Origin of the sequence: Micromonospora sp. ALFpr18c (genome assembly GCF_008868155.1) — a bacterium.
GTDB lineage: Bacteria > Actinomycetota > Actinomycetes > Mycobacteriales > Micromonosporaceae > Micromonospora.
In genome coordinates this window covers 83,778-110,529 of record NZ_WBKR01000002.1, presented here as the reverse complement: position 1 = coordinate 110,529, position 26,752 = coordinate 83,778, and the positions used below count along the sequence as shown (strand labels likewise).

The 26,752-nt window shown below is 71.8% G+C and carries 26 protein-coding genes; 11 read left to right on the top strand and 15 right to left on the bottom strand.

Annotation, left to right across the window (positions count from 1 at the left end; genetic code table 11):
• Positions 1 to 864: 864 nt before the first annotated feature.
• The 6 genes from F8271_RS01240 to F8271_RS01215 form a co-directional block, all read right to left on the bottom strand.
• Positions 865 to 1,728 (bottom strand): IS5 family transposase, encoded by an 864-nt coding sequence (locus tag F8271_RS01240; protein WP_151487727.1) that lies wholly within the window; start codon positions 1,726 to 1,728, stop codon positions 865 to 867.
• A gap of 162 nt (positions 1,729 to 1,890) precedes the next feature.
• Positions 1,891 to 2,193: a M1 family metallopeptidase gene (locus F8271_RS01235; RefSeq protein WP_151487726.1), complete on the bottom strand. Its 303-nt coding sequence runs from the start codon at positions 2,191 to 2,193 to the stop codon at positions 1,891 to 1,893.
• Positions 2,194 to 2,315: 122 nt separating this feature from the next.
• On the bottom strand, positions 2,316 to 3,683 hold the full coding sequence (locus tag F8271_RS01230; RefSeq protein WP_151487725.1) for an acetyl/propionyl/methylcrotonyl-CoA carboxylase subunit alpha: 1,368 nt from the start codon (positions 3,681 to 3,683) through the stop codon (positions 2,316 to 2,318).
• A 71-nt stretch (positions 3,684 to 3,754) separates the two neighbouring features.
• Complete coding sequence (locus F8271_RS01225) at positions 3,755 to 4,354, bottom strand: TetR/AcrR family transcriptional regulator (RefSeq protein WP_151487724.1); 600 nt, start codon at positions 4,352 to 4,354, stop codon at positions 3,755 to 3,757.
• A gap of 83 nt (positions 4,355 to 4,437) precedes the next feature.
• Positions 4,438 to 7,332, bottom strand: a complete 2,895-nt coding sequence (locus F8271_RS01220; RefSeq protein WP_151487723.1) for a tetratricopeptide repeat protein — start codon at positions 7,330 to 7,332, stop codon at positions 4,438 to 4,440.
• Between the two features lie 2 nt (positions 7,333 to 7,334).
• Positions 7,335 to 9,122 carry an HSP90 family protein gene (locus tag F8271_RS01215; RefSeq protein WP_151487722.1) on the bottom strand — a complete coding sequence of 596 codons (1,788 nt, stop codon included), beginning with the start codon at positions 9,120 to 9,122 and terminating at the stop codon, positions 7,335 to 7,337.
• Positions 9,123 to 9,244: 122 nt separating this feature from the next.
• On the opposite strand from F8271_RS01215, the gene F8271_RS01210 reads away from it, so the two are divergent.
• Entirely contained in the window at positions 9,245 to 10,468 is a 1,224-nt protein-coding gene (locus F8271_RS01210) for an MFS transporter (RefSeq protein ID WP_151487721.1), read from the top strand.
• Here F8271_RS01210 and F8271_RS01205 read toward each other — a convergent pair.
• Positions 10,465 to 11,622, bottom strand: a complete 1,158-nt coding sequence (locus tag F8271_RS01205) for an FAD-dependent oxidoreductase (protein WP_151487720.1) — start codon at positions 11,620 to 11,622, stop codon at positions 10,465 to 10,467. The genes F8271_RS01210 and F8271_RS01205 overlap by 4 nt on opposite strands.
• Positions 11,623 to 11,729: 107 nt before the next feature.
• On the opposite strand from F8271_RS01205, the gene F8271_RS01200 reads away from it, so the two are divergent.
• The 3 genes from F8271_RS01200 (at position 11,730) to F8271_RS01190 (ending at position 14,106) form a co-directional block, all read left to right on the top strand.
• The gene (locus tag F8271_RS01200; protein ID WP_151487719.1) at positions 11,730 to 12,311 is read left to right on the top strand and encodes a TetR family transcriptional regulator; all 582 of its coding nucleotides are present in this window, start codon (positions 11,730 to 11,732) and stop codon (positions 12,309 to 12,311) included.
• Between the two features lie 68 nt (positions 12,312 to 12,379).
• Entirely contained in the window at positions 12,380 to 12,922 is a 543-nt protein-coding gene (locus F8271_RS01195) for a SigE family RNA polymerase sigma factor (RefSeq protein WP_151487718.1), read from the top strand.
• A complete protein-coding gene (locus tag F8271_RS01190; RefSeq protein WP_151487717.1) occupies positions 12,919 to 14,106 on the top strand; it encodes a hypothetical protein in 1,188 nt (395 codons plus the stop codon). The genes F8271_RS01195 and F8271_RS01190 overlap by 4 nt, the downstream gene beginning before the upstream one ends.
• A gap of 53 nt (positions 14,107 to 14,159) precedes the next feature.
• On the opposite strand, the gene F8271_RS01185 is transcribed toward F8271_RS01190, so the two are convergent.
• The 3 genes from F8271_RS01185 to F8271_RS32115 all read right to left on the bottom strand — a co-directional run bounded on the left by F8271_RS01185 (position 14,160) and on the right by F8271_RS32115 (position 15,726).
• Entirely contained in the window at positions 14,160 to 15,062 is a 903-nt protein-coding gene (locus F8271_RS01185) for a sulfurtransferase (protein ID WP_151487716.1), read from the bottom strand.
• Between the two features lie 185 nt (positions 15,063 to 15,247).
• Positions 15,248 to 15,562 carry a hypothetical protein gene (locus F8271_RS32120; protein ID WP_192580091.1) on the bottom strand — a complete coding sequence of 105 codons (315 nt, stop codon included), beginning with the start codon at positions 15,560 to 15,562 and terminating at the stop codon, positions 15,248 to 15,250.
• Positions 15,562 to 15,726, bottom strand: a complete 165-nt coding sequence (locus F8271_RS32115) for a hypothetical protein (RefSeq protein WP_192580090.1) — start codon at positions 15,724 to 15,726, stop codon at positions 15,562 to 15,564. Before F8271_RS32115 ends, F8271_RS32120 begins: the two co-directional genes overlap by 1 nt.
• Before the next feature lie 230 nt (positions 15,727 to 15,956).
• Between F8271_RS32115 and F8271_RS01175 the strand changes: the two genes are divergently transcribed.
• Positions 15,957 to 16,703, top strand: coding sequence for a GntR family transcriptional regulator (locus F8271_RS01175; RefSeq protein WP_192580089.1), 747 nt, complete (start codon positions 15,957 to 15,959; stop codon positions 16,701 to 16,703).
• 230 nt (positions 16,704 to 16,933) lie between these two features.
• On the opposite strand, the gene F8271_RS01170 is transcribed toward F8271_RS01175, so the two are convergent.
• A complete protein-coding gene (locus F8271_RS01170) occupies positions 16,934 to 17,701 on the bottom strand; it encodes an SGNH/GDSL hydrolase family protein (protein ID WP_151487713.1) in 768 nt (255 codons plus the stop codon).
• 297 nt (positions 17,702 to 17,998) lie between these two features.
• On the opposite strand from F8271_RS01170, the gene F8271_RS01165 reads away from it, so the two are divergent.
• The 6 genes from F8271_RS01165 to F8271_RS01140 are packed head-to-tail and all read left to right on the top strand — an operon-like array spanning position 17,999 to position 23,566.
• Complete coding sequence (locus F8271_RS01165) at positions 17,999 to 19,129, top strand: transporter substrate-binding domain-containing protein (RefSeq protein WP_151487712.1); 1,131 nt, start codon at positions 17,999 to 18,001, stop codon at positions 19,127 to 19,129.
• Positions 19,093 to 20,148: a hypothetical protein gene (locus tag F8271_RS01160; RefSeq protein WP_151487734.1), complete on the top strand. Its 1,056-nt coding sequence runs from the start codon at positions 19,093 to 19,095 to the stop codon at positions 20,146 to 20,148. Before F8271_RS01165 ends, F8271_RS01160 begins: the two co-directional genes overlap by 37 nt.
• 49 nt (positions 20,149 to 20,197) lie before the next feature.
• Positions 20,198 to 21,967 carry a proline--tRNA ligase gene (locus F8271_RS01155; protein WP_151487711.1) on the top strand — a complete coding sequence of 590 codons (1,770 nt, stop codon included), beginning with the start codon at positions 20,198 to 20,200 and terminating at the stop codon, positions 21,965 to 21,967.
• A 55-nt stretch (positions 21,968 to 22,022) separates the two neighbouring features.
• Complete coding sequence (locus F8271_RS01150; RefSeq protein WP_151487710.1) at positions 22,023 to 22,448, top strand: CBS domain-containing protein; 426 nt, start codon at positions 22,023 to 22,025, stop codon at positions 22,446 to 22,448.
• 36 nt (positions 22,449 to 22,484) lie between these two features.
• Positions 22,485 to 22,910, top strand: coding sequence for a SufE family protein (locus F8271_RS01145; RefSeq protein ID WP_151487709.1), 426 nt, complete (start codon positions 22,485 to 22,487; stop codon positions 22,908 to 22,910).
• A gap of 20 nt (positions 22,911 to 22,930) precedes the next feature.
• The gene (locus tag F8271_RS01140; RefSeq protein ID WP_151487708.1) at positions 22,931 to 23,566 is read left to right on the top strand and encodes a DsbA family protein; all 636 of its coding nucleotides are present in this window, start codon (positions 22,931 to 22,933) and stop codon (positions 23,564 to 23,566) included.
• Between the two features lie 54 nt (positions 23,567 to 23,620).
• Here the strand turns inward: F8271_RS01140 and F8271_RS01135 are convergent, their stop codons facing one another.
• From F8271_RS01135 to F8271_RS01120, 4 genes are all read right to left on the bottom strand, one after another.
• Positions 23,621 to 24,169, bottom strand: coding sequence for a YbaK/EbsC family protein (locus F8271_RS01135; RefSeq protein WP_151487733.1), 549 nt, complete (start codon positions 24,167 to 24,169; stop codon positions 23,621 to 23,623).
• An 83-nt stretch (positions 24,170 to 24,252) separates the two neighbouring features.
• Complete coding sequence (locus F8271_RS01130) at positions 24,253 to 24,447, bottom strand: hypothetical protein (protein ID WP_151487707.1); 195 nt, start codon at positions 24,445 to 24,447, stop codon at positions 24,253 to 24,255.
• A gap of 168 nt (positions 24,448 to 24,615) precedes the next feature.
• A complete protein-coding gene (locus F8271_RS01125; RefSeq protein ID WP_151487706.1) occupies positions 24,616 to 25,269 on the bottom strand; it encodes a GAP family protein in 654 nt (217 codons plus the stop codon).
• 50 nt (positions 25,270 to 25,319) lie between these two features.
• On the bottom strand, positions 25,320 to 26,708 hold the full coding sequence (locus tag F8271_RS01120) for an MFS transporter (RefSeq protein WP_151487705.1): 1,389 nt from the start codon (positions 26,706 to 26,708) through the stop codon (positions 25,320 to 25,322).
• Positions 26,709 to 26,752 lie beyond the last annotated feature (44 nt).

Below are 26,752 nucleotides of genomic sequence, written 5' to 3'. Positions count from 1 at the left end.
GAACTCGCGCCGCCTACCCGCGATCACCGTAGCAGCCGCTCATGCCAGCCGTGTCCGCCTGCTCTGTAATGGCTTGAACCGATCAGCAGGAGAGTCTTGACAAGGCATGATCATGCCGTTGACGTTGACTGAACACGTACGGCCGAGCTGCGCTACTGCTGGTACCGACTCCTTCTCTGCCCGGTGCTCCCGTATCCTTTTACTGCGGCGTCAGTAGCAGTCGCTGAGGACCCATCCCTATATGACTGCCCACTATTGGACGAAGACGAACTGGCACCAAAGGATGTTAGCCGTGCAACTCCCGCCATTATTCCGCGCGATGACGCGTCCGATTGAGAGCGGATTATTGCAGTTAGAAATTCCCTCCCTTTACTGGAATCCAAACCTTGGAGGGCTGCACTGGAATTCCATTCTTCGAGAGCCTGGCAAACTACCTTAACCGCAGATCGGTCAGCCACCAAGAGGGCTGCCACATTCTCGTAAGAATGGATATAATTGACAAGATTATCGATTGTTATGTATGTATCCGGAACGCCACACCTCCCGCTAACGATCAATTCTTCGGCAATCCACTCATCCCTCCTCGGCTGCTGGAGAGGGATGAGTTCTCGTGCGTCGCTCTCAATAGCGAACTCGGTTCTCTCGCTGCGATTCGCAACCGTGTACGCGTCGTAAGGCATCAGTGGACTTTGTGACACAGCGCAACTCTCCGATTTTATATTGAGGTGCGATCTCGGCGGCTGCCGTATCTAGGACTAAAAACGTTACTGGGACAGTCTTGGTTCACCAGGGCTCACGAATGCCCACGCCGCCGCGCCGGCACCCCCTGGATCCTCCCGCCACCCGCCTGAGAGGACGTCTGATTCACGTATTTTGTGTGTTATGCGGTTGTAGGGGTTCTCGCCAGGTTGGGGTGGTTTCGGTGGTGAGGCGTTTGGCGAGGTTGTCGATCATGGCGAGGGTGATCATGCTGGCGGAGTTGTCGGGTCGGGTTTCGTAGTCGCGGACGAGTCGGCGGTGGTGCATGAGCCAGCCGATGGTGCGTTCGACGACCCATCTGCGCTTGACCACGCTGAAGCCCTTGACCTGCGGGTCCTTGGTGACGATCTCCACGTCGACGCCGAGTGCGGCACCGTGTTCGACGACGCGGTTCTTGAATCCGGCGTCGACCCAGGTCTTGGTCAGGGTGGGGTAGACGGCGGTGGCCCGGTCGAGTAGGTCGGTGCCGATGGCGTTGTCGCTGGCGCTGCCGGCGGTGACGATGACGGCGAGGAGCAGGCCGAGGGTGTCGGTGATGATGCTGCGTTTGCGGCCGATGATTCTCTTCCCGGCGTCGGTGCCCTGTGTGGACGGTGGGACGTTGGTGGAGGTTTTCACGCTCTGGCTGTCCATGATGGCCGCGGTGGGTGCGATAGTGCGGCCATGGTGGTCGCGAACGAGGCCGGTGAGCTGGTAGTTCAGTTCGGTGAAGATGCCTTCCTTGCTCCAGGCGGCGAAGTAGCCGTAGACCGTCGGGTGGGGCGGGAAGTCGTGGGGCAGGTGGCGCCAGGCGATGCCGGTTCGGTTGACGTACAGGATGGCGTTGAAGATCTCGCGCAGGTCGTGGGTGGGGGTGCGGCCGCTGACGCCGACGTCGGTGCGGGCCTGTCGCCAGGCTGTCAGGCGGGGCGCGATCAGGGCCCATCGGGCGTCGGACAGGTCGGACGGATAGGCTCGTCGCGCGGTCATGATTCAGGCGTACGGCGTCTGGGGGTCGGATCGACGGACCTCATGTACGTCGATGTCGGGTGAAAGTGAATCAGACACGATCACGGGCTGAAATGCTCTGATTCTGGTCAAGGCAGAGCTGACCGGGATGCGTGTATTCCAGGTCAGGTCCGGCATATTGCCCTAACGAGGTCGAGGCGTAAATCGGTCGCTACTGACGCGAACGCGAAACAAACGTCCAGTCAGGTAGGGCACCACGGTGGCACCCGAGACGCCGAACGGAAAGGGGCCGAACGTGTCCGCGTAGAAGTCGAGGATCGACGGCATCACCTCCGCGATCTCCTGCAGTGCCGTGAGGTGCGGCATGACCGCGCCGGCGCCGACGGTGGGCGGGGCAGCGGCGGCGACCGCCGGCGTCGGGGTGAGCGCGGCAGCCAACAGCAGCCCGACAGCGACCATGCCGTTGGGCAAAGCCCGTTTCCTCATGGATGGACCTCTCGTCAGCGACGGATGATCGGATCGACCTCCGTTCAGAAGACGATGCTTGGTGATCGATGTCAGGAAGTCGTCAGCTTCCTATTGTCATCCTGCACTCGAACCGACCGGGGTCAGCGCATGCGACCGACGATGCCGGTGTCGTAGGCGCCGGAGAGAAACTCCCCGTTCTCCAGCAGCTCGGCGAAGAACGCGACATTGTTCTTGGGGCCCTCGATCCGGAAGGCGCCCACCGCCGACCGGGCACGCTCGATCGCCTGCTCGCGGGTGTCGCCGGTGACGATCAGCTTGGCCAGCAGGCTGTCGTAGAACGGGGTGACCGTGTTGCCCTCGGTGTAGCCCGAGTCCACCCGGACACCCTCACCGGTGGGCTCCACCCAGGTCCGCACCACGCCCGGGCCGGGCAGGAACCGCTTCGGGTCCTCCGCGTTGATCCGCATCTCGATGGCGTGGCCGCTCGGCGTCAACGCGTCCGGGTCGAACGTCGGCGCCAACCCGGCCGCCACCCGCAACTGTTCCTCGACCAGGTCGATCCCGTAGACGTACTCGGTCACCGGGTGTTCCACCTGAAGGCGCGTGTTCATCTCCAGGAAGAAGAAATCTTCGGAGCCGGAGCCGGCACCCTCAGAGTCCCGCTGACGCGGGACCAACAGGCACTCGACGGTCCCCGCGTTGCGGTAGCCGACCGCCTCGCCGGCACGCACCGCCGCAGCCAGGAGACGTGCCCGCAGCTCCGGTGAGACCGCCGGGGACGGGGACTCCTCGACCAGCTTCTGGTTGCGCCGCTGCACCGAGCACTCGCGCTCGCCGAGCGCCACCACCCGACCGTCGGCCAGGCCGAGGATCTGCACCTCGACGTGGCGCACCCGGGGGAAGTACCGCTCGATCAGCACCGAGCCGTCACCGAACATCCGCTCGGCGAAGGCGCGCACCTTGTCGTACTCGGTGCGCAGCGCGGCCTCGTCGACGGCCACACCCATGCCCATCCCACCGCCGCCGGCGGCGGCCTTGACCATCACCGGGTAGCCGATCTCGGCGGCGGCCGCCACCGCCGCGTCCAGGTCGGCGGCCGGGTCGGTGGTGCCGGGCGCGACCGGAACGCCGGCCGCCGCCATCAGATTACGGGCGTTGATCTTGTCGCCCATCGCGGTGATCGCGTCCGCGTCGGGCCCGACCCAGATCAGCCCACTCGCCTCGACGGTACGGGCGAACTCGGCGTTCTCCGACAGGAAGCCGTACCCGGGATGGATGGCCTGCGCGCCGGTCGACTTCGCGGCGGCGAGGATCGCCTCGGCGTTGCGGTAGCTCTGTGCCGGATTCGGCGGACCGATCAGGACCGCCTCGTCCGCCTCGGTGACGAACGGCAGGTCGGCGTCGGCCTCCGAGTACACCGCGATCGCGCGGATGCCGAGCCGCCTGGCGGTCCGGATGATCCGGCGGGCGATCTCGCCCCGATTGGCGACCAGCAGTGACTCGATCATGTTTCCTCCCGGCGTCCGGATGGTGGGACGATGTCAGGGAATCATGACCGGTGCACTTCTGACGAGTCGACTCAGGCGAGCAGAGCGGCCAGGGTCGCGCCCCGCAGCAGCTCGGCGCGACGGCGCCGGTCCACCTCACCACCGAGGAACGGCGTCGAGTTCATCAGGCCGAACGCGGCATGGGCGAGCACCCGCGCCTCACCGTCGGGCATGCCCGGATGCAGTGCGGTGAGCACCGTCACCCACTCCTCGACGTACATCCGTTGCAGGCGGCGGATCCGCCGCCGCGGCTCCTCCGGCAGGCGGTCCAACTCGTGCAGGTGCAGTGCGATCACCGCGGGGTTGGCCAACGCGAACTCGACGTGGAAATCGATCAGCGACTCCAGTACGCCACGCGGGTCGTCCGGATGCCCGGCGGAGCGTTCCCGCCCGCCGGCCAGCAGTCCCTCGCTCACCGGGATCAGCGCGGCGGCCAGCATCGCCTCCTTGCCGGCGAAGTGGTGGTAGAGCGCCGGACCGGTGACCCCCGCTGCCGCGCCGATGTCGTCCATCGACACACCGTGGTAGCCACGGGCGGCGAACAGACCGACCGCGATCTCCAGGATCTCGTCCTTGCGGGACCGGCGCCGGCCCGCGCCCGCCGCGCCCCGTGCCTGCTGCTCCACCGTCACCGGGCAAGCGTAGACCGCGAGCCGACCCCGGTGGGACGCTGGTTACCGAGCGGTTACACACACCCCGGCGCGCGCCGGCGCGCTCACTCGTCGTCCGGGTCGAGGTCGTGCTCCGCCCGCAACGCGGCGGCCTCGGCGGGCCGGTCCAGCAGATCCAGGGCACGGGCCAGCAGCCAGGCGGTCTGGCGCACCGGCCGCGAGTTGGCCGGGAGCCCACCGAGGACGCGCCGCAGGAGCGGCTCCGCCTCGGCCGGCCGGTCCAGTCGCAGCAGCAGCTCACCGGTGAGGACCTCCACCTGGGCGGCCTCACCGAACGCCTCGATCGACCGCAACCGGTCCGGCACCCCGGCGAGCCGGGCCAGCGCCTCGTCCGGCCGACCCTCGGCCGTCAGCACCCGCGCCCCGGCCTCGGCGGCCATCGCCAGCTCGTACGTCACCGGCGGCTCCGGCTGCCCGATCATCGTCGCCGCCAACCCGTCCACCTGCTCGACGGCACGGATCGCCGCCGGTCGGTCATCGGCCCAGAACCAGGCGTACGCCTCCCGCCGGCGGGCCCGCAACTCGTCCAGCGGCAGGCCGCCGAGCCGGTACGCGGTGGCAGCCGCTGCGAACCGCTCCGCGCCGGCGGCGTCCCGGTCCGCGTCGTACAGGATGCCGCCGGCCTCCTCGAGCACCTGCGCCCGGTACGGGAGGTTGTCCGGACCGTCCAGATTGCCGGCCAACTGCTCCAGTAGGGCCAGTGCGGGGTCGATCTCGCCGAGCCCGGCGTACACGCCCGCCAGCAGGTGCCGGCACCGGTCCGCCTCGGCCTGTGCGCCGAGCCGGTCGAGACCGAGGACGGCCTCCTCGGCGACCTCGGCCGCCTCGGCGAGCCGACCCACCACCCGGTACGCGTTCGCCAGCTCCCAGCGCAGGAACGCGTCGCCCTCGGCACCCCGCTCGACGCAGAGCGTCACCGCCTCGACGAAGTCGTCGACGGCGTCGGCGGCGCGGCCGGCGGAGAGCAACGCGCGGGCACGGGCGACCCGCACCGGCAACTCCGCGTCCGCCGGTGCCACCAGCAGCGCCTCGTCGCAGGCGGCCACCGCGTCGGCCGGATCGTCCACCGCGCGGGCGTAGGTCAGGCAGGCGGCCGTGACCAGTTCGCCGACACCCAGCTCACGGGCGATGCGGCGGGACTCGTCGGCGGCGGCGCGCGCCTCCTCGACCCGTTCGGACTGCTCCAGCAGGTGCGCGCGGTGCAGCGCGATCCGGGCCGCGAGGTGTGGGTCGCCGCCCGCGTCGGCAGGCACCCGGTCGAGGGCCGCGAGCGCGTCCGCCCAGCGTTCCCGGTGCAGCAGCGCCAGCGCCACCCGGTCGTGCGCGGCGGCCCGCTGTCGGGCGTCGCCGTCCCGGTCCAGCACCTCGGCGGCCTCCCGGACCAACGCCAGCCCCTCGTCGGCGTCGTCGTCGGAGCGGGTCAGCAGCACACCGAGTCGCCCGGCGACCACCTGGGCCGGCAGGTCCTCACCCGCCGTCCGGTACAGCTCCAGAGCCGCCCGGTTCATCTCCACCGCACCCTGGATGTCGTCCTCGTCGCCGCGCTCGGCGGCCCGCAAAGCCAGCCGGTGGGCGACCGTACGCGGGGGCAGGTCGTCGGAGCCGAAGCGCTCGTCGCAAGCGGCCAGCGCCGCCCGGAACGTGGCCCGGTCGTGCCGACCCCAGCTCTGCTCGGCGAGATCCAGCAGCTCGTCCGGGCCGGCGTCGGCGGGCACGGTCACCGCGGGCGTCTCGGCAGGACCGGCGTGCGGCGCGTCGCCGACGGTCGCCGGTGCAGCCCCGCCGAGGGGGATGGTCGGGTCGTCCCCGGTCGGACGCGACGGGCGACGGCGGACGCTCGCCGACAGCGGCACGTGCTCGCCGCTCGGCCGCACGGCGAGCCGGCGGGCGATCCACTCCGACTGGTGGGTGGTGCCGTTGCGGGCGTCGAAGCGCGCCGCCAGCTCGGTCGCGGTCCGCGTCAACTCGTCGGCGAGCACCAGCGTCGACACCTCGCCGGCCGGCCGTCCCTCGGCGGCCCGGCGGTACACGGTCGTCCCGGCGCTCCGGCCGGCCTGGCGCAACGCCGCGGCGGCCGTCGCCGCGAAGTGCATCGCGGCGGCCGGCGACGGCGGCCGGTCCAGCCAGTCCAGGTGCCGTTCGACCAGCTCCAGCGCCCGTGCCTCGTTACCGGTCATCGTGCAGAACTCGACGTGGTCGCCGATGTCCCACAGGTTGGCGAGGTTGCCGCGCAACCGGCGGTACGCCTCCCGGTGCGCGTCGCGCGCCGACTCGCCCCGCCCGGTCCGCAGGTACGGCAGGAGCAGCGCGGTGAGGATCGACTGTGGCTGCTCGTTGCAGCTGAGCCGGCCGGCGAGCACCGGCTCGGCCAACGCCACCGCCTCCGCGTCCCGCCCGTTGTCGGCGAGGTAGCCCACCTGGCTGGTCGGATCACAGCCGGCGCAGTCGGAGAGGTCGTCGCGCGGGGTGGTCTGCCAGAGCCGGTACCAGTGCTCGGCCGCCTCGGCGTCGCCCACGTGGTCGGCGACCCGGAACCGGTGCTTGTTGACGGTCTGCAGGCTGTGCCCACCCGCCCGGTAGCGGCGCTCCATGTCGTCCAGCACGGCGTACGTGCGGTCGAGCGGCACCTCCGGGAAGTTCAACAGCCCGTTGATCATGTACTTGAAGTGCCAGAGCAGGTTGTGCAGGTGCCGCTGGTGGTAGGGCTGCGGGTCGCGGTCGAACTCGGACAGACACCAGGAGAACGTCACGAAGGACTTCGCCGGCTCGCCGCCGTAGATGTAGCCCGTGGTGGCCTGCATCCGGGTGACGAACGCGAGGTGCCGGTCGTCGGCGGCGTCCACCCGGCGCAGCAACTGCTCCAGGGCGGCGATCTGCCCCGCCCCGTACGGCATGTCGGAGATGCCACGCAGCACCCGCCACAGATCCTCGTCGCTCATGCTCACTCCCGTCCCGGCACGGCCCGGCCGAGCAGGCCGAGGAAGGAATCGTTCAGCAGCGCCGCGTCGGCGGCGCGGATCGGATGGTGGCCGAGCAGCAACGCCTGCCCGTACAGCGCCTCGATGGCGAGCCCCACCAGCTCCGGGTCGGCCAGCATGGTGACCCGGCGGACCAGCGGGTTGCGGTGGTTGAGCACCAACTGCGGGCGGTCCGGTGGGGCGGTCGCGGCGAGCGCGTCGAGCACGCCACCCCACAGCTCGTCGGCCCGGTCCCGGCTGGCCGCGAGCTGGTCGTTGAATGCCGCCGACCGGCTGACCAGGTAGAGCGCGGGCAGCGAGACCGGGTCGTACGCCCGGATCACCACCTCACAGCCGGAGCGTTCGACGGCCCGCTGCGCGGCGGTGAGGAACGGCCGCAGCGCCAACTCCACCTGCGGGTCGAGGCTGTCGAAGCGGGTCGTGAGGTCGCTCGGCTCCAGCCGTTCGATGAGCACCGAACGGTCCACCACCGGCAGCCGCTCGATCAGCTCGGTGTCGTACGTGTAGCCGGCGTTGACCACCGCCAGGTCCTGCGCGGCGGCCACCGCGGCGAGCTGGCGGAACTCGTCCAGGCTCGCCGCGTAGCGGAGCACACCGTGGCGTTCCCGGAACTCGGCGAGGGTGAGCGTGCCGACGTTGGTGTCCATCGGCCACCACCGGTCGACCAGCCGCAGCATCTCGTCGTCGTGCAACGCCAGCGCCTTCACGCCGAGGTGGTGCACCTGGAGGAACTCGGCGAGCCGGTGCGGGTCGTGCCGTGCCAACCGGACCAGCCAGCCGCGGATCTGGTCGCCGAGCGCATCCCGGGTCGCGGTCAGCAGGGTGTCCTCGTAGAGGGCCTCCCGGCTGGCGGTGGGGCGCAGCTCGCTGGCGTCCACGACGCAGTGCGCGAAGAACGCCCAGTCCGGCAGCAGCCCGTCGGCGTGTTCGGTGAGCAGCATCCGCTTGAGGTAGACCCGGTGCCCCGCGCGGGCCGCCGGGTTCACCGGGGTAGGCAGGATGACGGCGACACCGGTTAGCCCGGCCTCCGGCACGCTCAGTGGCAGCACGTCGAACGGGTCGACGCCGAGCGCCTCCCGGGCGTACGCGATCAGCGCGGCCCGGTCGACCGGCGCACCCGGCGCGGTCGGCCACGGCGGTTCGCCGGTGGTGGTGACCACGTCGCCGACCCGGACCGTGACGGGCAGCAGCGAACCGAAGAGCCGGGCCAGGTCGGTGACGGTCGGGGTGGCGAACCACTGGTCGGCGTCGCGGCGGGGCACCAGCGTGACGGTGGTGCCCGGTTCGGCGCGGGCGGCCTGCGGCGGTGCCACGCTCACCGCGTACCGGCCGTCGGCGTACCCGGTCCAGCGGACCGTGGGGTGCTCGCCGTTGCGGGTGAGCACCTGGATTTCGTCGGCGACCAGGAAGCAGGAGAGCAGGCCGATGCCGAACTGGCCGAGAAACTCGTGGCGGGAGAAGCCCAGCTCGTCCCTTTTGGAGCTTCGGCCGATGGTGGCCAGCAGCTCGTGCACCTGCGCCTCGGTCAGGCCGATGCCGGTGTCGTGCACCCGCAGGGTGCCGTCGCCGGTGCGGTCCGGGGTTTCGATGCGGACCAGGGCGGGCGCGTCCGGTTCGGTCGAGCGGCGTGCCGTGATCGCGTCCACCGCGTTCTGCAGCAGCTCACGGACGTACACCCGTGGGCTGCCGTAGAGGTGATGGCTGAGCAGGTCGACGACGCCACGGAGGTCGACCTGGAAGGTGTGGTCCACGCCTGTCTTCTCCCCCGGTCCCGAATACCGGCGCCCACCGTACCGATGATCACCGACGGGCGCGTCCCCCTTTCGCCCGGCGGCTTGACCCTCGACCCGGTCGAACCCGCACGGTCACCGGCATGACAGCTTCCGCTCTCGGCCGGGACTTCCGGCTGCTCTGGTGCGCCGCCGTCGCGTCGCGGTTCGGTGACGCCCTGCGTACGCCGGCTCTGGCCCTGCTGGCGGCGGCGGTGACCCGCGATCCCCGGGTCATCGCGGCGGTCACCGTGGCCGCGCAGGTGCCGCCGCTGCTCCTCGGCCTGCTCGGTGGCGTGTACGCCGACCGTTGGGACCGCCGCCGCACGATGGCCCTGGTGGACGGGGTACGCGCCGGGGTGGTGGCGGCGTTGGCCGCGGCGGTCGCCGCCGACCGGGCCGGCGTCGAGGTGCTGCTGGTGGCGGCGTTCCTCCTGGCCGGGTTGGGCACGCTGTTCGACTCCGCCTCGTTCGCGCTGCTTCCCGCGCTGGTGCCGCCGGCCGGGCTGACCCGGGCGAACGGCCGACTTCAGGCCGGTACGGCCGTCGCGGGTGGTTTTCTCGGCGCTCCCGCCGCCGGTGTCCTCTTCGCCACCGCCCCGGCTCTCCCCTTCGCCGTGGACGCCGTCACCTTCGCCGTGGCCGCCGTACTGGTGCTGGCGCTCGCTCCGGCACCCGTGGTGGCGGCGAAGGCGCCGCGCGGGTCGGTGTGGGGCGAGGTCGTCGAGGGGGTGCGATGGCTGCGCGGGCACCAGACACTGTGGAGGGTGACGCTGCTCGCCGCCGCGAGCAACCTGGCGATCAGCGGCATCATGGCGGTGCTGGTGCTCTACGCGCTGGACGTGCTGCGGGTGCCGCCGGCCGGGTACGGGCTGTTCGCCGCTGCGGCGATCCTCGGTGGCGTGGCCGGGGCGCTGGGTGCGGGTCGGCTCGCCGCCCGACTCGGCACGGTGCCCGCGCTGTGCGCGGTGCTCGCCGCGCAGACGGTGGCGCTGACCGGGTTCGCGCTGGCCCGACATCCGCTGCCGGGCGGGTTCGCGCTGGCCGTCTTCGCCGCGGGCACGGTGGTGTGGAACATCCTGTGTGCGTCGTACGGGCAGCGACACGTGCCGGCGGGGCTCCTCGGCCGGGTGGGCGCGGCCCAGCGGATGGTCGGCCTGCTCACCGCCCCGGTCGGCGCGATGCTCGCCGGGCTGGCCGCCGCGGCGTACGGCACGGTGCCGGTGACGGACGCGGCGGCGGGCACGTTCGCACTGGTCACGCTTGCCGCGTGGCGGACACTGCGGCCAGCCGCGCGGGCTGCTTCCCGCCCGGTCGGCGCAGCCTAGCCCGGGGTCCGTTCCCGGTGGGACAACCCGGACAGGCGCAGCGCGATCCGCCGTCGGGCCGGTGGCACGGCGCCAACCACCCGGAGCAGGACGTCACGGGCCGGCCGCCGGGCCGGGGAGAGGGTGGCCATCCGGGTCAGCCCGGCGGCGAAGCTCAGCACGTCCTCGGCCATCGGCCGCTGCCGGGCGTTGTAGTCGTCGAGCGCCGTCTCCGGGCCGCCGTCCAGGACGTCGGCGAGGGCGGTGCCGAGGGCCACCGCGTCGCAGATGCCGAGGTTCATGCCCTGGCCGCCGGCGGGGCTGTGCACGTGGCCGGCGTCCCCGGCGAGCAGCACCGGCCCGGACCGGAAGGTGTCGGCGATCCGGTGGCGTACCCGGAACCGGGAACCCCAGAGCACCTCGGTCACCTGGTCCGGTCTCCGCGTCGGGCCACGCTCGTCGAGCAGCGCCTGGAGGTACGCCGCGTCCGGGTCGGCCGGGGCCGTCGCCACGGCGGCGACCAGCCGCACCACACCGTCCGGCAGTGGTGCCCAGACCAGCGGCCCGGGGCGGGCGAGGAAGAGCGCCGCCTCGTCGCGGGGCAGCGTGCTCCGTACGCGTACGTCGGCGAGCACGAAGGACTCCTCGTCGGCAGGACCGGTGAAGCCGATGCCGGCCAACTGACGGACCGTGCTGTGCAGGCCGTCCGCGCCGACCACGTACCGGGCGCGCACCTCCGTGCCGTCGACCTGCGCGAGCACCCCCTCGCCGGTGCGGCTCAGACCGGTCAGCCGGCACGGCCGGCGTACCCGTACGCCGAGGTCGACCAACTGCGCGGTGAGCACGTCTTCGGTGACGGCCTGGGAGACCAGCAGCGCATAGGGGTAACGGGACGGCAGCTCGTGGAACGGGACCGACAGCAGCACCCGGTCCCGGTCGCGGACCGTGAAGCGCGGCGCCCGCACCCCCTGGGCGACCAGGGGCGCCGCGGCGCCGATCCGGTCCAGCACCTCCAGGGTGTACGCGTGCACGACCGCCGCGCGAGACGTCACCGGTGGGTCGGCGACCTGGTCGAGGACGGTCACCCGCACCCCGCGCCGGGCCAGTGTCAGCGCGGTGGCGAGGCCGGTGGGGCCCGCTCCCACCACCAGGACGTCGGTACTCGTGGGCAGCATGGCCACCTCCGGAAACGACTGCTGCCAACACATGTTGGCAAACGCTTGTTGGCAGATTAGGAGCGTGCCGATTGTGTGTCAACAGGTGTTGGCCTACCGTCGTTGGCATGACCGCGCCCGCCCGCTCGACCCAGCCCCGCCGTTCGGACGCCACCCGGGCGGCGATCCTCCAGGCCGCCCGGGAACGGTTCGCCGCCGACGGGTACGAACGCGCCACCATCCGGGCCATCGCCGCCGACGCCCGGATCGACCCGTCCATGGTCATGCGCTACTACGGCAGCAAGGAGGGGCTCTTCGCGGCGGCGGCCGAGTTCGACCTGCGCCTGCCCGACCTGGCCGTCGTACCGCCAGCGCAGCTCGGTGAGACGCTGGTCCGGCACTTCCTCAGCCGGTGGGAGGGCGACGAGACCCTCGTCGCGCTGCTGCGGTCCGCCAGCACCAACCCGGGCGCGGCCGAACGGATGCGCGGCATCTTCACCGACCAGCTCACCGCCGCCGTGTCCACGTTCGGCACCGATCCCGCGATGACCGCCCGGCGCGCCGGCCTGGTGGCCAGTCAGATCCTCGGCCTCGCCTTCACCCGCTACATCGTCCGCCTGCCGCCCATGGTGGACGTCGAGCCGGATGAGCTGGTCGCCTGGATCGGGCCGACCCTCCAGCGCTACCTGACCGGGCAGCCGGAGGCCTGAGCCAACCTTTTGCCCCTCCCCGTGCGTCTGCCAGGTGACGCGCGACGCGACGGCCGGAAGGGGGGCGGATGGGATCCACGGCGAACGACGGCCGCGACGGCTACCTCGCCTTCGTGGAGAACCACCAGCACCGGCTCCTGCGTGCGGCCTACCTGATCTGCGGCAACCGGCACCAGGCCGAGGATCTCCTCCAGGACGCCCTGCTGAAACTCGCGCTGCGTTGGCCCTCGGTCCGCGAGGGCGACCCCTCCGCGTACGTGCGGACGATCCTCTACCGCGACGCGGTGTCCTGGTGGCGTCGCCGCCGTCGCGAATGGCTCAGCGCCACACCGCCGGAACAGGTGGCCCCCGACCGGGACGGCGCGTTGCGGCTCACGCTGCACGACGCGCTGGGTCTGCTGCCGCCCCGGCAGCGGGCCGTACTGGTGCTGCGCTACTACGAGGACCTGACCGAGGTCGCCACGGCGGAGGCGCTCGGGGTGACCGTCGGCACCGTGAAGAGCCAGTGCCACGCCGCCCTGCGCCGACTCCGCGAGGTGGCTCCGGACCTCGCCCTCGACGCCCGACCGGGCGGCGGCGCGGCGACCACCGGCGTGGAGGTGAACCCGTGAACGAGCAGGAGCTACGTCGGCTACTGACCGTCAGCGTCGAGGACGTACTGCCCAGCCAGCCCGCAAGTGCGCACTGGGACCGGGCGCGACGCACCCGGCGTACCCGGCGGGCCGTCGGTGCGGTCGCCCTGGCCGTGGCGCTGCTCGGTGGCGGCACGGTGGCGGCCCTCCGACCGCCGGCCGATCCGCCGCCGGACCACTCGGTGGCACCGACCCCGACCGCCGAGCCCACCCACGCCGGGCCCGTGCAGCGACCTCCCGCCGAGCTGACCTTCCCACCCGATCCGTTGGCCCGGCTCGCCGACCCGGCGACCGTGCCGCTCTCCGCGCGACCGGTCCAGCGGGCGCTGGCGCTGTTCCAGCCCGTGGACGAGGAGTTCCGCGCGGACGGCGCGGTCCGGGTCCTCGGCGACGACGGCGTGGTGCGCAGTCTCGACGTCGTGACCCTGGCACCCACCCGGGACGAGAGCGGCAACGAGGCACCCGCCGTCAAGCCGGGGGTGTTGTCGCCGGACGGCCGATCCGCCGCCTTCGCCCAGACCAACGAGCTGATCATGATCGACCTCACCACCGCGGCCGTGCGCCGGATACCGCTTGAGGGCTACCTGGAGCTGGTGGTCTGGGCCAACGACCGGGTCCTGGTGGGCGGCGACAACCGGACGTACGCAGTGGACCGGGTCACCGCCACGGCCGGCACGAGCGACGTGTCGGCCTGGAACGTGGTCGCACCCGACCCGGAGGCCGGCCGCGACGCGGCGCTGGTCGAGGTGACCGGCGAGCGGGGTGGCCTGACACTGGTCAGCCGGACCGCCCGGGAGGGCGCGATCCGCTCCGAAGAGCGGATCACCGGCGACGGGCTGCCCGCGCCGTATGAGGTCAACGAATTCTACGGTCGGGGCTGGCTGCACGGCGAACGAATCGCCAGCGCGGCGTGGATCACCAGCGGCGAGATCGACGGCGCCGAGGGAGCGGCCGTGCTGGACGCCCGTACCGGCGCGGTGACCCACCTGCTCGACCTGGGTCGGGAGCGCGCCAAGGGCTGTTGCCCGGTGCTGGGCTGGGACAACAGGGGAGCGGTGCTGCTCCGCCTGGAACCGGCCGGCCTGGCTCGGTGGAACCCGGAGACCGGCGAGATCACCGGCATCGTCCGCGACCTGCCCGGCATGGTGGCGCTGGCCGGCTGAGCACCGCCCCCCGCGCGGCCGTTCGCGGGCGCGCGGGGGACGTGCTCAGGTGATCAGGCGGCGAGGCCGCCGGGCTGGTCGCCCTTCACCACGGGCGCCCGGACCAGGTTGCCCCACTCGGTCCACGAGCCGTCGTAGTTGCGCACCTGCGGGTAGCCCAGCAGGTGCCGCAGCACGAACCAGGTGTGGCTGGAACGCTCACCGATCCGGCAGTAGGCGATGACGTCGTCGTCCGGGCTCAGCCCGAGCTGGTCGGCGTAGATCGCCTTCAGCTCGTCGGCGGACTTGAACGTCCCGTCCTCGTTCGCGGCGGACTTCCACGGCTTGCTGACCGCGCCCGGAATGTGCCCACCCCGCAGGGCACCCTCCTGCGGGTAGTCCGGCATGTGCAGCATCTCGCCGGTGTACTCACCCGGCGACCGGACGTCGACCAGCGGCCGGCCGGCGGCGATGTGCGCCATCACCTGCTCGCGGTACGCCCGCAGCGGCGCGTCGTCGCGCAACGGCACCGGATAGTCGGCGCGCGGGCGGGCCGGCTTGTCGCGGGTCACCTCGCGGCCCTCGGCGATCCACTTCTGCCGGCCACCGTCGAGCAGCCGCACGTCGGCGTGGCCGAAGAGCGAGAACACCCAGAGGGCGTACGCGGCCCACCAGTTGAAGTTGTCGCCGTAGAAGACGACGGTGTCGCCCCGGCCGATGCCCTTCGCGGCGCACAGCTCGGCGAAGCTCTTGGCATCCAGGTAGTCCCGGGTCACCTGGTCGTTCAGCTCCAGGTGCCAGTCGACCTTCACGGCGCCCGGAATGTGACCGGATTCGTAGAGCAGCACGTCCTCGTCGGACTCGACCACCACGAGGCCCTCGTCGCCCAGGTGCTCGGCCAGCCACTCGGTGGTGACCAGCCGCTGCGGGTCCGCGTACGACTGGAGGCGGGGATCAGGATCGTTGGGCACAGACATGATCCCCAAGGTACGCCGCAACCCCGCCCGCCGACCGGCCATCGGATGCGACGCAGAGTGGGCGGATGACCCGCACGTTGATCGGTCGAGTGGCGAACTGGATGCTTGCCAGCGAGTGAGATGGGGGATGTCGCCCGACTGCACGGCGGTCGTGTCGATGTTCGGGCGCGTGCACTCTGCCCGGGTCATCGGATCCAACCGACGATTCGGTCGTACAGCTCGGTCGGGTCCTCGTCGGGCCGCTCCGTGAACGCGATGTGGTATAGGGTGCCGACGTGCATCGACAGCCCGATCCGGTCACTGCGGTACGCCTCGAACAGGCGCACCTGCGCCGGCGAGCACGGCCATGAGGTGCCGGGGTCGCACTGCTGGCATTCCCACTCCGGCCGGCGGGGCACGTGCTCGTCAGCCATTCGCGCCTCAAGCGCCTCGATTTCGCGGATGGACTGCTGGTAGCGGGCCTCGACCGCGGCGCGGACGCTGGTCGGCGCCTCGCCCATCACGGTGTTGGCCCCTCGTAGAGATGCTCGGCCCGCCGCTGCTGCGCCAGGTCGCGTAGCCGCCGCTGAGCGGCCTGCCGGTCGGCGGCTTCCCAGGTCCGGCCGGCGGAGGGCTCGCAGCGCGGCCAACGGCGGGTGATGCGGTTGATCAGGTTGCGCCACATCGACATCCCTTCCGGGTGGATGGGGGCCGCGGCGGGCGGGGGTGTTGCCGGCACCGCGGCATTGAGGACTCCCCGCTACCGCTGGCGTTGGTTGCTGACCGGAGCCGGGCGATAGCGGGATGCCACCAAAAGCTAGTGCACTAGGTTTGCCGGGGCAAGGGTGTCGCGGAAACTTGGCACACCAGGTCGCGTGTGATCGACTGGGCGGGCTGACCGGAGGTTGTATCCCCATGGCCAAGACGCCTGCCTATCTGGCGATCGCCGCGGAGCTGCGTGCCCAGATCCAGTCCGGCGCGCTGGCGGCCGGCGCCAAGCTGCCTAGTGAGACCAAGCTGATGCAGCAGTACGCCGTGAGCCGCACCGTCGCCAAGTGGGCAATCTCTGTTCTCAAGGCAGAGTTGCTCGTCGAGGGTCGGCCTGGATCGGGCGTGTACGTACGCGCCACCCGCCAACTGGTCCGACGCGCGCATGGTCGCGACCTGCGTGCGACACCGGGACCGACGTCCCCGTTCGCCCGCGACGCGGCCCGGGCCGGACAACGCGGCACCTGGGAGCACGACAGCCATCACGACCTGGCGGACGAGCGGATCGCCCTCCGCCTCGGCGTCGAGCCCGATGCGCCGGTCATGCGCACGGCGTATCGATTCCTCGCCGACGGCGAGCCGATCCAGCTGTCGACGTCGTACGAGCCGCTGAGCATCACAGGGGGCACCTCGGTGGAGTGGCCCGAGGCGGGCGCGGCGGTCGGGGTGGTGGCCCGCCTGGACGTGATCGGTGTGCGCGTCGACGAATTCGAGGAGCGGATCAATTCTCGGCCGGCACTGGCGGCTGAAGTCGCCGCGCTCGACCTGCCCGCCCGCGCCGACGTGTACGAGATCGCCCGGACGTACTACGCGGCGGGCGTGCCGGTCGAGACCGCGGACATCGTGCTGCCGCGCGGCCGCTACGAGCTGGTGTACCGCATCCCGGTGATCTGATGCTCGGCCCTGACCAGCGAGGCGCGCCCACGGGCTGGCCCGCAGCCGGTCCATCTCCTCAAGGAGGCCCTGCCGCTCGGCCTCGCGGCGCTCCAGCTCGGTAGTGGGCGCACTGACCGGGCGAGCTCGGGCGGGGTGCGCGGTGGTGCGGCGCCGACAGCCATGACGAACAGGCCGACCAGGGTGGACGTGTACCGCAGCGACGGCGCGGTGTGCAGGGTGCGCACCCGTCAGTCGACGATCGGCCCGAGCAGCGGACGCTTGGCGGTCACCGTGTCGCCGGACGAGCGACCGGTCAGCCGCCGCTTGATCCACGGGGCGAGGTGCTGCCCGGCCCAGCGCAGGTCGGCGGCGCGGGCGGCCAGCCACGGGGTCGGTGCCGGATGCGGGGGGACCATCAGCCACTCCTCGTCGCAGCCCATCCCGAGCGCGTTCAACACCTGCCCGGCGACCCGCCGGTGCCCGGCCGGGGAGAGGTGCAGCCGGTCGGTGCTCCAGAGCATCGGGTTGAGGAAGGTGTCGTCGGCGTACAGGTCGACCATGATCGCGCCATGCCGCTCGGCGGTCTCGCCGACCGCCTGGTTGAGCAGTTGCACCCGAGGGGCGACGAGGCGCTGACCGGGCAGCCGGGCCATCACGTCGGCGAAGCGGAACAGCAGCACGTCCGCGCCGCCGGACCGCAACTGCCGGACGACCTCGTCGAAGCGGGAGACCAGCGTGTCCGGGTCGAAGGTGCGCCGCAGCACGTCGTTGCCACCGGCTGCGAAGCTGATCAGGTCGGGCTTCATCGCCACCGCGGAGGGCACCTGCTCGGCGACCACGCTGGGAAAGAGCCGACCCCGGATGGCCAGGTTCGCGTACCGGAAGTCGGGGCCCGCGTCGGCGGCGAGCCGGGTCGCCACCAGGTCCGCCCATCCCCGATAGGTGCCATCGGGGTACGCGTCGTCCATGCCCTCGGTGAAGCTGTCCCCGACCGCGACAAAACTGCGCCAGCGCACCCGCGCCTCCCTCACGCCACTCGTTGCCTGCGGCGACCAGTCTGACACCGCGGGCACGGCCCGCGGAGCCCCGAACCGACGACGTGGCGGAGGTCATGGGGCAGCTCACGGATCTGCCGCCAGCGCACGACCAAGATCGACACAGGATCGCTGAAATCGGGGTGTCCCGATGCCGCGGATACCCCGATATCAGCGACGTTGGGTGGATGCCAATCCGCCTGGTGGCGGGGTGCCGCGGCCCGCGGCCAGGCCCCACAATGGAGGGCCGGTCACCGGGCCAGGCAGCGGGAGGCCGAGTTGAGTCAGGCAAGCGAACCGAGCCCCGCCGGGCCGGCGGTGACCACACCGCGCACCACACGGGCCCGGCAGATCCGCGTCGTGGGGCTGGCCGTCGCACTGGCCGTGCTGGCGGCGGCCCTGGTGCCGATCGTGTTCGCCATGGGTCCGCCGACCCGCGACGACCTGCTCGAGCAGGCCGGCATGAAGGGCAAGCAGCAACTCGTCATCGGGGTGAAGGACGACCAACCCGGCATCTCGCTACGACTGTCGAACAACACCTGGAAGGGCTTCGACGTCGACATCGCGTACATGATCGCCAGCTTCCTCGGGTTCGACCGCTCCCAGGTGCGGTTCCTGCCCATCGAGAGCGAGGACCGGGCCCGTCGACAGGCCAGCGACGGAGACGGGTTCGTCACCGTCGACCTCGTCATCGCCTCGTACAGCATCAACAAGAAACGTGAGGAGGAGGGCGCCGCCTTCTCCGCCGCGTACCTGCACACCGAGCAGTCGGCGGTGACCCTGCAAAGCTTCAAGGGGCCACTGAGCAGCCTTCAGGATCTTGCCGGGCGGGCGGTCTGCTCGCTCACCACCTCGACCTCGATCGAGCGCCTGACCGAGGCCGGCGCGAAGCCGAGAGGCCGCAACCGGATCAGCGAGTGCATCCAGGAGCTGTACGACGGCAAGGTGGAGGCCGTCACCACCGACGCGGCGATCCTCGCCGGCTTCGTCACCGCCGATCAGCCGGGCGACGACGGTCAGCGTTTCCCGGTCACCCTCAAGAACGCGAAGCCGCTGCGGCACTGGGACATCGGCTCGTCCCCGCAGGAGAGGTGGGGCGTCAACACCGGCCCCAACAAGGCGCTCCGCGATCTGGTCGACCTCGCGCTGTACGTCTCGGCGAACGACGAGGAGAACTCGACCTGGGAGAACGCGTACAACGCCAACCTCCGCTGGCAGCAGCAGTACAACCCCGGGCAGCCGGTCGCGGAGCAGGAGCAACCCGAGGCGAGGAAGGTGGAGGTGCGGCAGTGGCCGTGGGAGAGGATCGCGCTACCGGCCCCGGCGCACCCCGGATCGCCACCGGCCCCGGCAAGAGCGGCAAGCCACGCCGGATGGCGGGGGCGCGGCAGGCGCAGCAGTGGCTGCTGACCCTCCTTCCCGCGTTCCCCGTCCTCCTTCTGGTGCTGCGGCTGTGGCAGCTCAGCCGGCAGGACATGTCGACGATGCTGCTGCTGGTGCAGTACGTGAGCCCGCTCGGCCTGCTGAGCGCCCTGCTGATCGCCCTGGTGTGGGCGTTCCCCGTCGTCGTGCTCACCTTCGGCGTACTCGGACGTCTGCTCCGGCTCAGCGCCCCTGACCGCTTCGACCCGGAACGGTCGCTGCTCGCCTCCGGGACGGCACGTACCCCCGGCTGGGTGCTCACCGCGGCGGTCGCGTTGGGGGCGCTCACCTGGCAGCTCCGCTTCCTGCCGTCGCTGCTGATGCTGGGTCTCTGGCTGCTCGCGCTGCGCACCCGCTACCTGCACCCGGACCAGCCGACCCGGGTCCTGGTGGTCAGCGTGGCGCTGCCACTGGCGGCGGCGGTGCTGGCGTACAGCGTGCTCGGCCCGGCGATCTGGACCGCCGTGCAGGAGGGTGAGCTGTCCACGGCGGCGCTGCTGGCCGTGCCGCCTGCCGCCACTCTGCTGCTCACCGGCCCGGTCCCCGACTGGGTCGCCCCGGCGCTGACCCATGGTCTGGCGTTCACGGTCGCCGCCGTGCTCCCGGTGGTGATGGGGGCCGTCTTCCTCCGGGTGCCGCTGCTGCCGACCGCCGCGATCGAGGTCGCGCCGAAGGACACGGCCGAGGCGGCACCGAAAGAGACTGCCGAGGCGGCACCGAAGGACACCGCCGGCCTGGAGGTGGTGCTCGGCGCGCTCATCACCGTCACCGACACGTCGACGATCGTGCTGGACCAGACCGCCGGTGTGCGGTTCCTGCCGAACGGCCAGGTCGAGTCGCAGGTCCTCTGCCCGCAGGCGGCACAGGTGCCGTACAGCCAGGTGTCGGTACGCGGCTGGCCGGTGGAGGAGACCGCCCTGGACTGGATGATGCCCCGGCGCCCGGTGGCCGAGCCGGACGTGCGTTGCGAGGGCCGCCTGCCGCCCGTCCGCCCCGGCCCGTCCTGACGACCGAAATGGATCGCCGATCGCGGCGCGCCGGTTCTACGCTGCCCGAATGCTGCTACGTGTGTCGACCCTCTTGCTGCGGACCCTTCGTGAGGACCCGGCCGACGCGGAGGTGCCGAGCCACCGGCTGCTGCTGCGCGCCGGTTACATCCGTCGCGCCGCGCCGGGCGGCTACACGTGGCTGCCGCTGGGCAAGCTGGTGCTGGACCGGATCACCGAGGTGGTGCGTGCCGAGCTGACCGCGATCGGCGACCAGGAGGTGCACTTCCCGGCGCTGCTGCCCGCCGAGCCGTACCGGACCAGCGGGCGGTGGACGGAGTACGGCGACGACATCTTCACCCTCGTCGACCGGCGCGGCGCCGACCACCTGCTGGCACCCACCCACGAGGAGATGGCGGCGCTGCTGGTCAAGGACCTGTTCAGCTCGTACCGGGACTTCCCGGTGACGCTGTTCCAGGTGCAGACGAAGTTCCGCGACGAGGCACGGCCCCGGGCCGGTCTGCTGCGTGGCCGGGAATTCCTGATGAAGGACGCGTACTCGTTCGACCTGGACGAGGCGGGGCTGCGGGAGGCGTACGCCCGGCACCGGGCGGCGTACCAGCGGATCTTCGATCGGCTGGGCCTGGAGCACACGGTGGTGCACGCCATGTCCGGTGCGATGGGCGGCTCGGCGTCGGAGGAGTTCCTGGCCGCGACGCCGGTCGGCGAGGACACGTTCGTCGGCTGCACGGCCTGCGACTACGCGGCGAACACCGAGGCCGTGGTCACCCGGCCACCCGCCACCGGTGACCCGGCCGCGCAGAGGGCCGTCGAGGTGCACGACACACCCGAGACCCCGACGATCGCCAGCCTGGTGGAGCTGGCCAACGCCCGCCGGCTGGGCGGTCGGGACACCTGGACGGCCGCCGACACGCTCAAGAACGTCGTGCTGACCGTCCGCCAACCGGGTGCCGACCGTGCCGAGCCCTTGGTGGTCGGGCTGCCCGGCGACCGGGAGGTCGACCTGAAGCGGGTCACCGCCGCGCTGGAGCCGGCCCAGGTGGCCGTCTTCGACGAGTGGGCCGAACATCCGGAACTGGTACGCGGGTACATCGGCCCGCAGATCCTCGACAAGCTGGGCATCCGATACCTGGTCGACCCCCGGGTGGTGCCCGGCTCGGCCTGGTTGACCGGGGCGAACGAGCCCGGCCGGCACGCGACCGACGTGGTCTGCGGCCGGGACTTCACGCCCGACGGGACGATCGAGGCGGCCGAGGTGCGCGCCGGCGACCCCTGCCCCGACTGCGGCGACGGCGAGCTGACCATCCGGCGGGGCATCGAGATCGGGCACATCTTCCAGCTCGGTCGCCGGTACACCGACGCGTTCACGGTCGACGTGCTCGGGCCGGCCGGCAAGCCGGTCCGACCCACCATGGGCTGCTACGGCATCGGGATCTCCCGGGCGGTCGCGGCCATCGCCGAGCAGCACCACGACGACCGGGGGCTGATCTGGCCGGCGGCGGTCGCGCCGTGTGACGTACACCTGGTGGTCGCGGGCAAGGGCCCGCAGCTCGACGCGGCGCTGGAGCTCGGCGGACGCCTCGCCGCCGCCGGGCTGCGGGTGCTGGTCGACGACCGCACGCACGTCTCGGCCGGGGTCAAGTTCACCGACGCCGAGCTGATCGGCATCCCCCGCACCGTCGTGGTCGGCCGCCGTCTCGCAGAGGGGTACGTGGAGCTGCGCGAGCGGGCCGGCGACGGGCGCGCGGAGCTGCCGGTGGACGGTCTGGTGGAGCGGATCGTCGACGGGGTACGCCGCGATCGTGGGAACCTGGTGTAGCCGCCACGTCACGGGGTAGTGCAGTTGGATCGGGTGAACAGCTTCGGAGGCTCTCATGACCGGTTACCGGGTCAGCGATGTGATGACCAAGCAGGTGGTGTACCTGTCGGCGGAGACGACCCTGGACGAGGCGGCCAGAGTGATGAAGGAGGCGGACATCGGTGACGTGGTGGTCACCGATGGCGCGAGCCTCGCCGGCATGCTCACCGACCGGGACATCGTGGTGCGGGCCGTTGCGGAGAACAGCTCGCCCGCGGCCACCACGATCGGCTCGATCGTCACCCGCGAGGTCGTCATGATCGAGCAGCACTGCACGGCGGGCGAGGCGGCGGCGCTCATGCGGGACCGGGGCATCCGGCGGGTGCTGGTCTGCGACAGCGACCGCAAGCTCGTCGGGATCGTCTCGCTCGGCGACCTGGCCATGCAGCTCGACCCGACCAGCGCCCTCAGCGAGATCAGCGAGCAGTCCCCGACGGTGTGACGAATCGGGCCGGAGGGCCGGCGGTAGCCTCGACACATGGCTGACATGCCGGCCCGACTGGCCGAGATCGTCGACGAGTTCGCCGCCGCGCCGCGCGACCTGGTGCTGGAGATGCTCCTGGAGTACGCGGACGTCATCCCGCCGCTGCCCGACGGCGCCGCGCGCGAGGGCATGGAGCAGGTGCCGGAGTGTCAGACGGCGTTCTTCCTGCGGGCCCGGGTGACGCCGGAGGGCACCGTGGAGACGCTCTTCGACTGCCCTCCAGAGGCGCCGACCACCCGCGCGTTCGCGGGAATCCTCGCCGACGGGCTGGCCGGCGCGAGCGCCGAGGAGGTGCTGGCCGTGCCGGACGACCTCTACCAGCGGATGGGCCTGGCACAGGCGATCAGCCCGCTGCGGGTACGCGGCGGCACCGCGATCCTGGGCCGGCTCAAGCGGCAGGTACGGGAACAACTCGACTGACCGCGGGGTTGCCACCGATCATGGAGATCGAGATCTATGCGGACGTCATCTGCCCGTGGTGCTACATCGGCAAACGCCGGCTGGATGAGGCCCTCGCCAGCTACGAGGGCGAGGTGACGGTCCGCTACCGACCGTTCCAGCTCGACCCGTCGCCGGTGCCCGAGCCCCGCCCGCTGGTGGAGGCGCTGGCCACCAAGTTCGGAGGCCCGGAGCGTGCCCGGCAGATGGTCGCCCGCGCGACCCAGGTCGCCGCGGGTGACGGGCTACGGCTGGACTACGACCGCGCGGTGATCGCCAACACGTTCGACGCGCACCGGCTGGTCTCCTACGCCACCGATCACGGTCGGGCGGCCGAGATGGTGGAGGCGCTCTACCAGGCGCACTTCAACCGCGGCATCGACGTCGGCTCCCGGGACGCGCTGGCCACCCTGGCCGGTGAGGTCGGCCTGGACCCGGCCGACGCGCGCCGATTCCTCGACTCCGACGAGCGCGTCGCCGACATCGGCGCCCAGTTGGCCGCCGCGCAGGGCCTGGGCATCACCAGCGTGCCGACCTTCGTGCTGGCCGGGAAGTACGCGGTGTCCGGCGCACAGGAGACGCAGACGCTGCTCGCCGCACTCGCCGAGGTCGAGCAGCGCGAGGCCGCAGCGCACTAGCCAGATCGACCGTTGTGATGTTTCACGTGCAACGGTATCGACGTCGATGCCTGGTCAGGCCGGCCTGGCCAGGCCCTCCACCACCTGCGCGCCGGGCAGCGCGCCCAGTGCCGGCCCCGGCAGCGCGATCTTGCTGTGGCGTACGCCGGACCCGATGATCACGTGGGGTGTGGCGATCACCCGCGCGTCCACCAGGATCGGCCACTGCGCCGGCAGCCCGATCGGGGTGATGCCCCCGTACTCCATGCCGGTCAGCTCGACCGCGTCGTCCATCGGGGCGAAGCTGGCCTTGCGCACGTCCAGCGCCCGCCGGGCCACCCCGTTCACGTCAGCCCGGGTGGTGGCCAGGATGATGCAGGCCGCGTAGCGGACCACACCCTCGCGCTTGCCCGCCACCACGACACAGTTGGCCGACACGTCCAACCCCACCTCGTACGCGGCACAGAACGCGGCGGTGTCCGCGAGTTCGGCGTCGATCGGTGCGACCAGGACGTCCTCGACGTCCACCGGAGCTTCGGCGGGCCACTGCGCGATGGCCTCCGCCACCGGCGGGGCGAGCAGGTCGAGGCGAGCACGCGCCGGTTCGGTCTTCAGCGTTCCCATCACGGGTGCGATCCTCGCATCCGGCACGCCGAACCGCCCGGCGACTCCCTCGCCACCCCCGGACGCCACCTCCGCAGCGCGGCTCAACTGCCGGCGAGGAAGGCGTTGTCGCGCATGAAGGAGCGGTCGCGGGCGGCCGCCAACTCCTCCTCGCGTCGGGCCCTGGCCCGTTGCAACTCCAGGTCCTCCAACGCATGCCGGACACCCAGCCGGATCACGCCGTAGAGGAAGACGAAGCCGAAGACGTAGAGGATCACCGTGGTGACGACAGCGAACATGGCGTCACCGTAAGGCGAACGTGAACCGTTGTTGCTCTCATTTCCGCCCGGTTCCCCCGTACGTGTCGGCGAAGTGGTCCGCCCAGGTGCGGACGCCCCGGCCGACCCCGCGGCGCGTCGATCGTCTGACGGAACGACGCGGCACCCTGTGACCTGGTGTGCGGCGGCTCATCCCGAACGGATCAGGTCCAGGACGGTCAGCAGCGCGAAGAACGCGATCACGATCTCGTTGACGATCCAGGAGTGCTCCTCGGCCCACTGCCGCATCCGGGTCAGCGCCCGCGCCGCCTTCCCGCCGAGCAGCAGCAACGCCAGCAGGGGCAGGGCCAGCAGGAGCACGGTGAGCAGCACGAACGGCACCAGATGCCACCACGGCAGATTGTGTCGGGCCACGCTCGCGCCGACCGCCGCCATCGTCAGGTCGTCGGTGGGCGTCACCACGAAGAGCAACGCCCCCGTCCGCAGCGCCCACCGCGGACTGGCATGCCCGACGCTCCCCAGCCACCTCGGCGGGCCGGACCGGTTCCGCCGTACCCAGATCACGACCGCCAGGCAGACCAGCAGCGCGAGCACGACCAGGTCGATGACGGGACCGCGATCGACCTTCCCGGCGATCGTGCTGGCGTCGGCGGCCAGGCCGCTCGCCAGGCGGGTCAGCAGCCAGCTCACCGTCACCCCGGCGGTCACCACCAGCCCGGCGCCGGCGAGGAAGCCCAGCGACGCGGCCCGTGGCCGATCCGACGACGCGAGGAAGACCGCCACGACCAGTTGGGTCCCGGCGACCATCACGACGGCCAGCGGCAGGACGGTCAGGAAGTTCATCGCCCGCCATCCTCCCGGCCGGACCGGGTCGGCACCGCCGAAACCGGGGATCACCCGGCCGGGGCGGCGCCCCCACCCACGACCACCCGGCCGGACAGCAGCGCACCGAGCAGCGCCAGGCCGGCGGTCACCGCGAGGGTCGCCACGTAACTGGCCGGGCCGGGCGCGCTCCCGGCGGCCAGCACCGCGCCCGTCAACGCGAGCACGGTCGCCGCGAACAGGTTGTCGCCGAGTTGCAGCGACGAGCTGTTGCGGCCCTGCTCGCCGGGCGCGGACAGCTCCAAGGTCAGCACCGACAACGACGGGTAGAGCAGCCCCATGCCGAACCCGGCGACCGCCCAGCCCACCACGGCGAATGCCACCGGCAGGTCGGGTCGGACGGCCAACGCCACCGTGGCGGTACCGACGGTGATGCAGCTCAACCCGACGCGCGGCAGGCTGGCACGGGAGGCCGGCACCGGGATCCGACCCTGCGTCCAGGAGCCCGCCGACCAGGCCAACGCGCCGACCGTGAGGACCAGCCCGGCGGCGGTCGGCGACAGGCCCCGCTCCCGGGAGAGCATCAACGGGATGACCACCTCGGCGCCGACGAAGGCCGCCGATGCCAGACCCCGCAGCCCGATCACGGTGGGCAGACCGCGGGCCGCCCGGAGGAACCCGGCCGGCAGCAGGCGTGGCGCGCAGACCAGCAGACCGGCCACCGCGATCGCGATCAGCGCCAGGGCCGCGGCGCCGCGCTGCTGTCCCCCGATGTGCAGCAGTGCGGCGCTCACCGCCGCCCCACACGCCCACCCGATCCGCGCCACCGCGCCGGCCGGCGGCCGGGCCGCCGCGGTGCGCCCGAGCGACCGCAGCCCGGGATGGATCAGCAGCACCGCCGGCACCGCCACCGCCGGCACCGCCAGGAAAACCCACCGCCAGCCCAGGTGCTCCACGATCAGGCCGGCCACCGCCGGCCCGACCAGCGACGGTACGACCCACGCCGCCGCGAACGCGGCGAAGATCCGCCGGTGCAGATCCTGCGGGTACGCCTGCCCGACGATCACGTAGAGCGCCACCGAGAGCAGCCCGGAGCCGAACCCCTGCACCACCCGGCCGACGACCAGCACACCCATCGCGGTAGCGGTCCCCGCAATCAGCAGCCCCAGCACGAACCAGGCGACCCCGTGCCACATCGGCCCTCGCGGCCCACGGGCGTCGCACCAGATGCCGGACACCACCATGGCCAGCACGCCCGTGGCGAACGGGCCACCGAACGCGAGCCCGTACAGCGCCAACCCGTCCAGGCTCCGGGCGACCGTCGGCATCGCCGTACCGACCGCCAACGCCTCGAACGCGAGCAGCGAGATCAACGCGACGCTGCCCACCGTCATCGCCCTCAGCCGGGGTGCGAACAGACCGGGCGCGGCCGGTACGGCGGTGGCGGCTGTGGTCGGCATGAACCGAGCCTGCGACCTCAACCTGGATTGAAGTCAACCGCCGG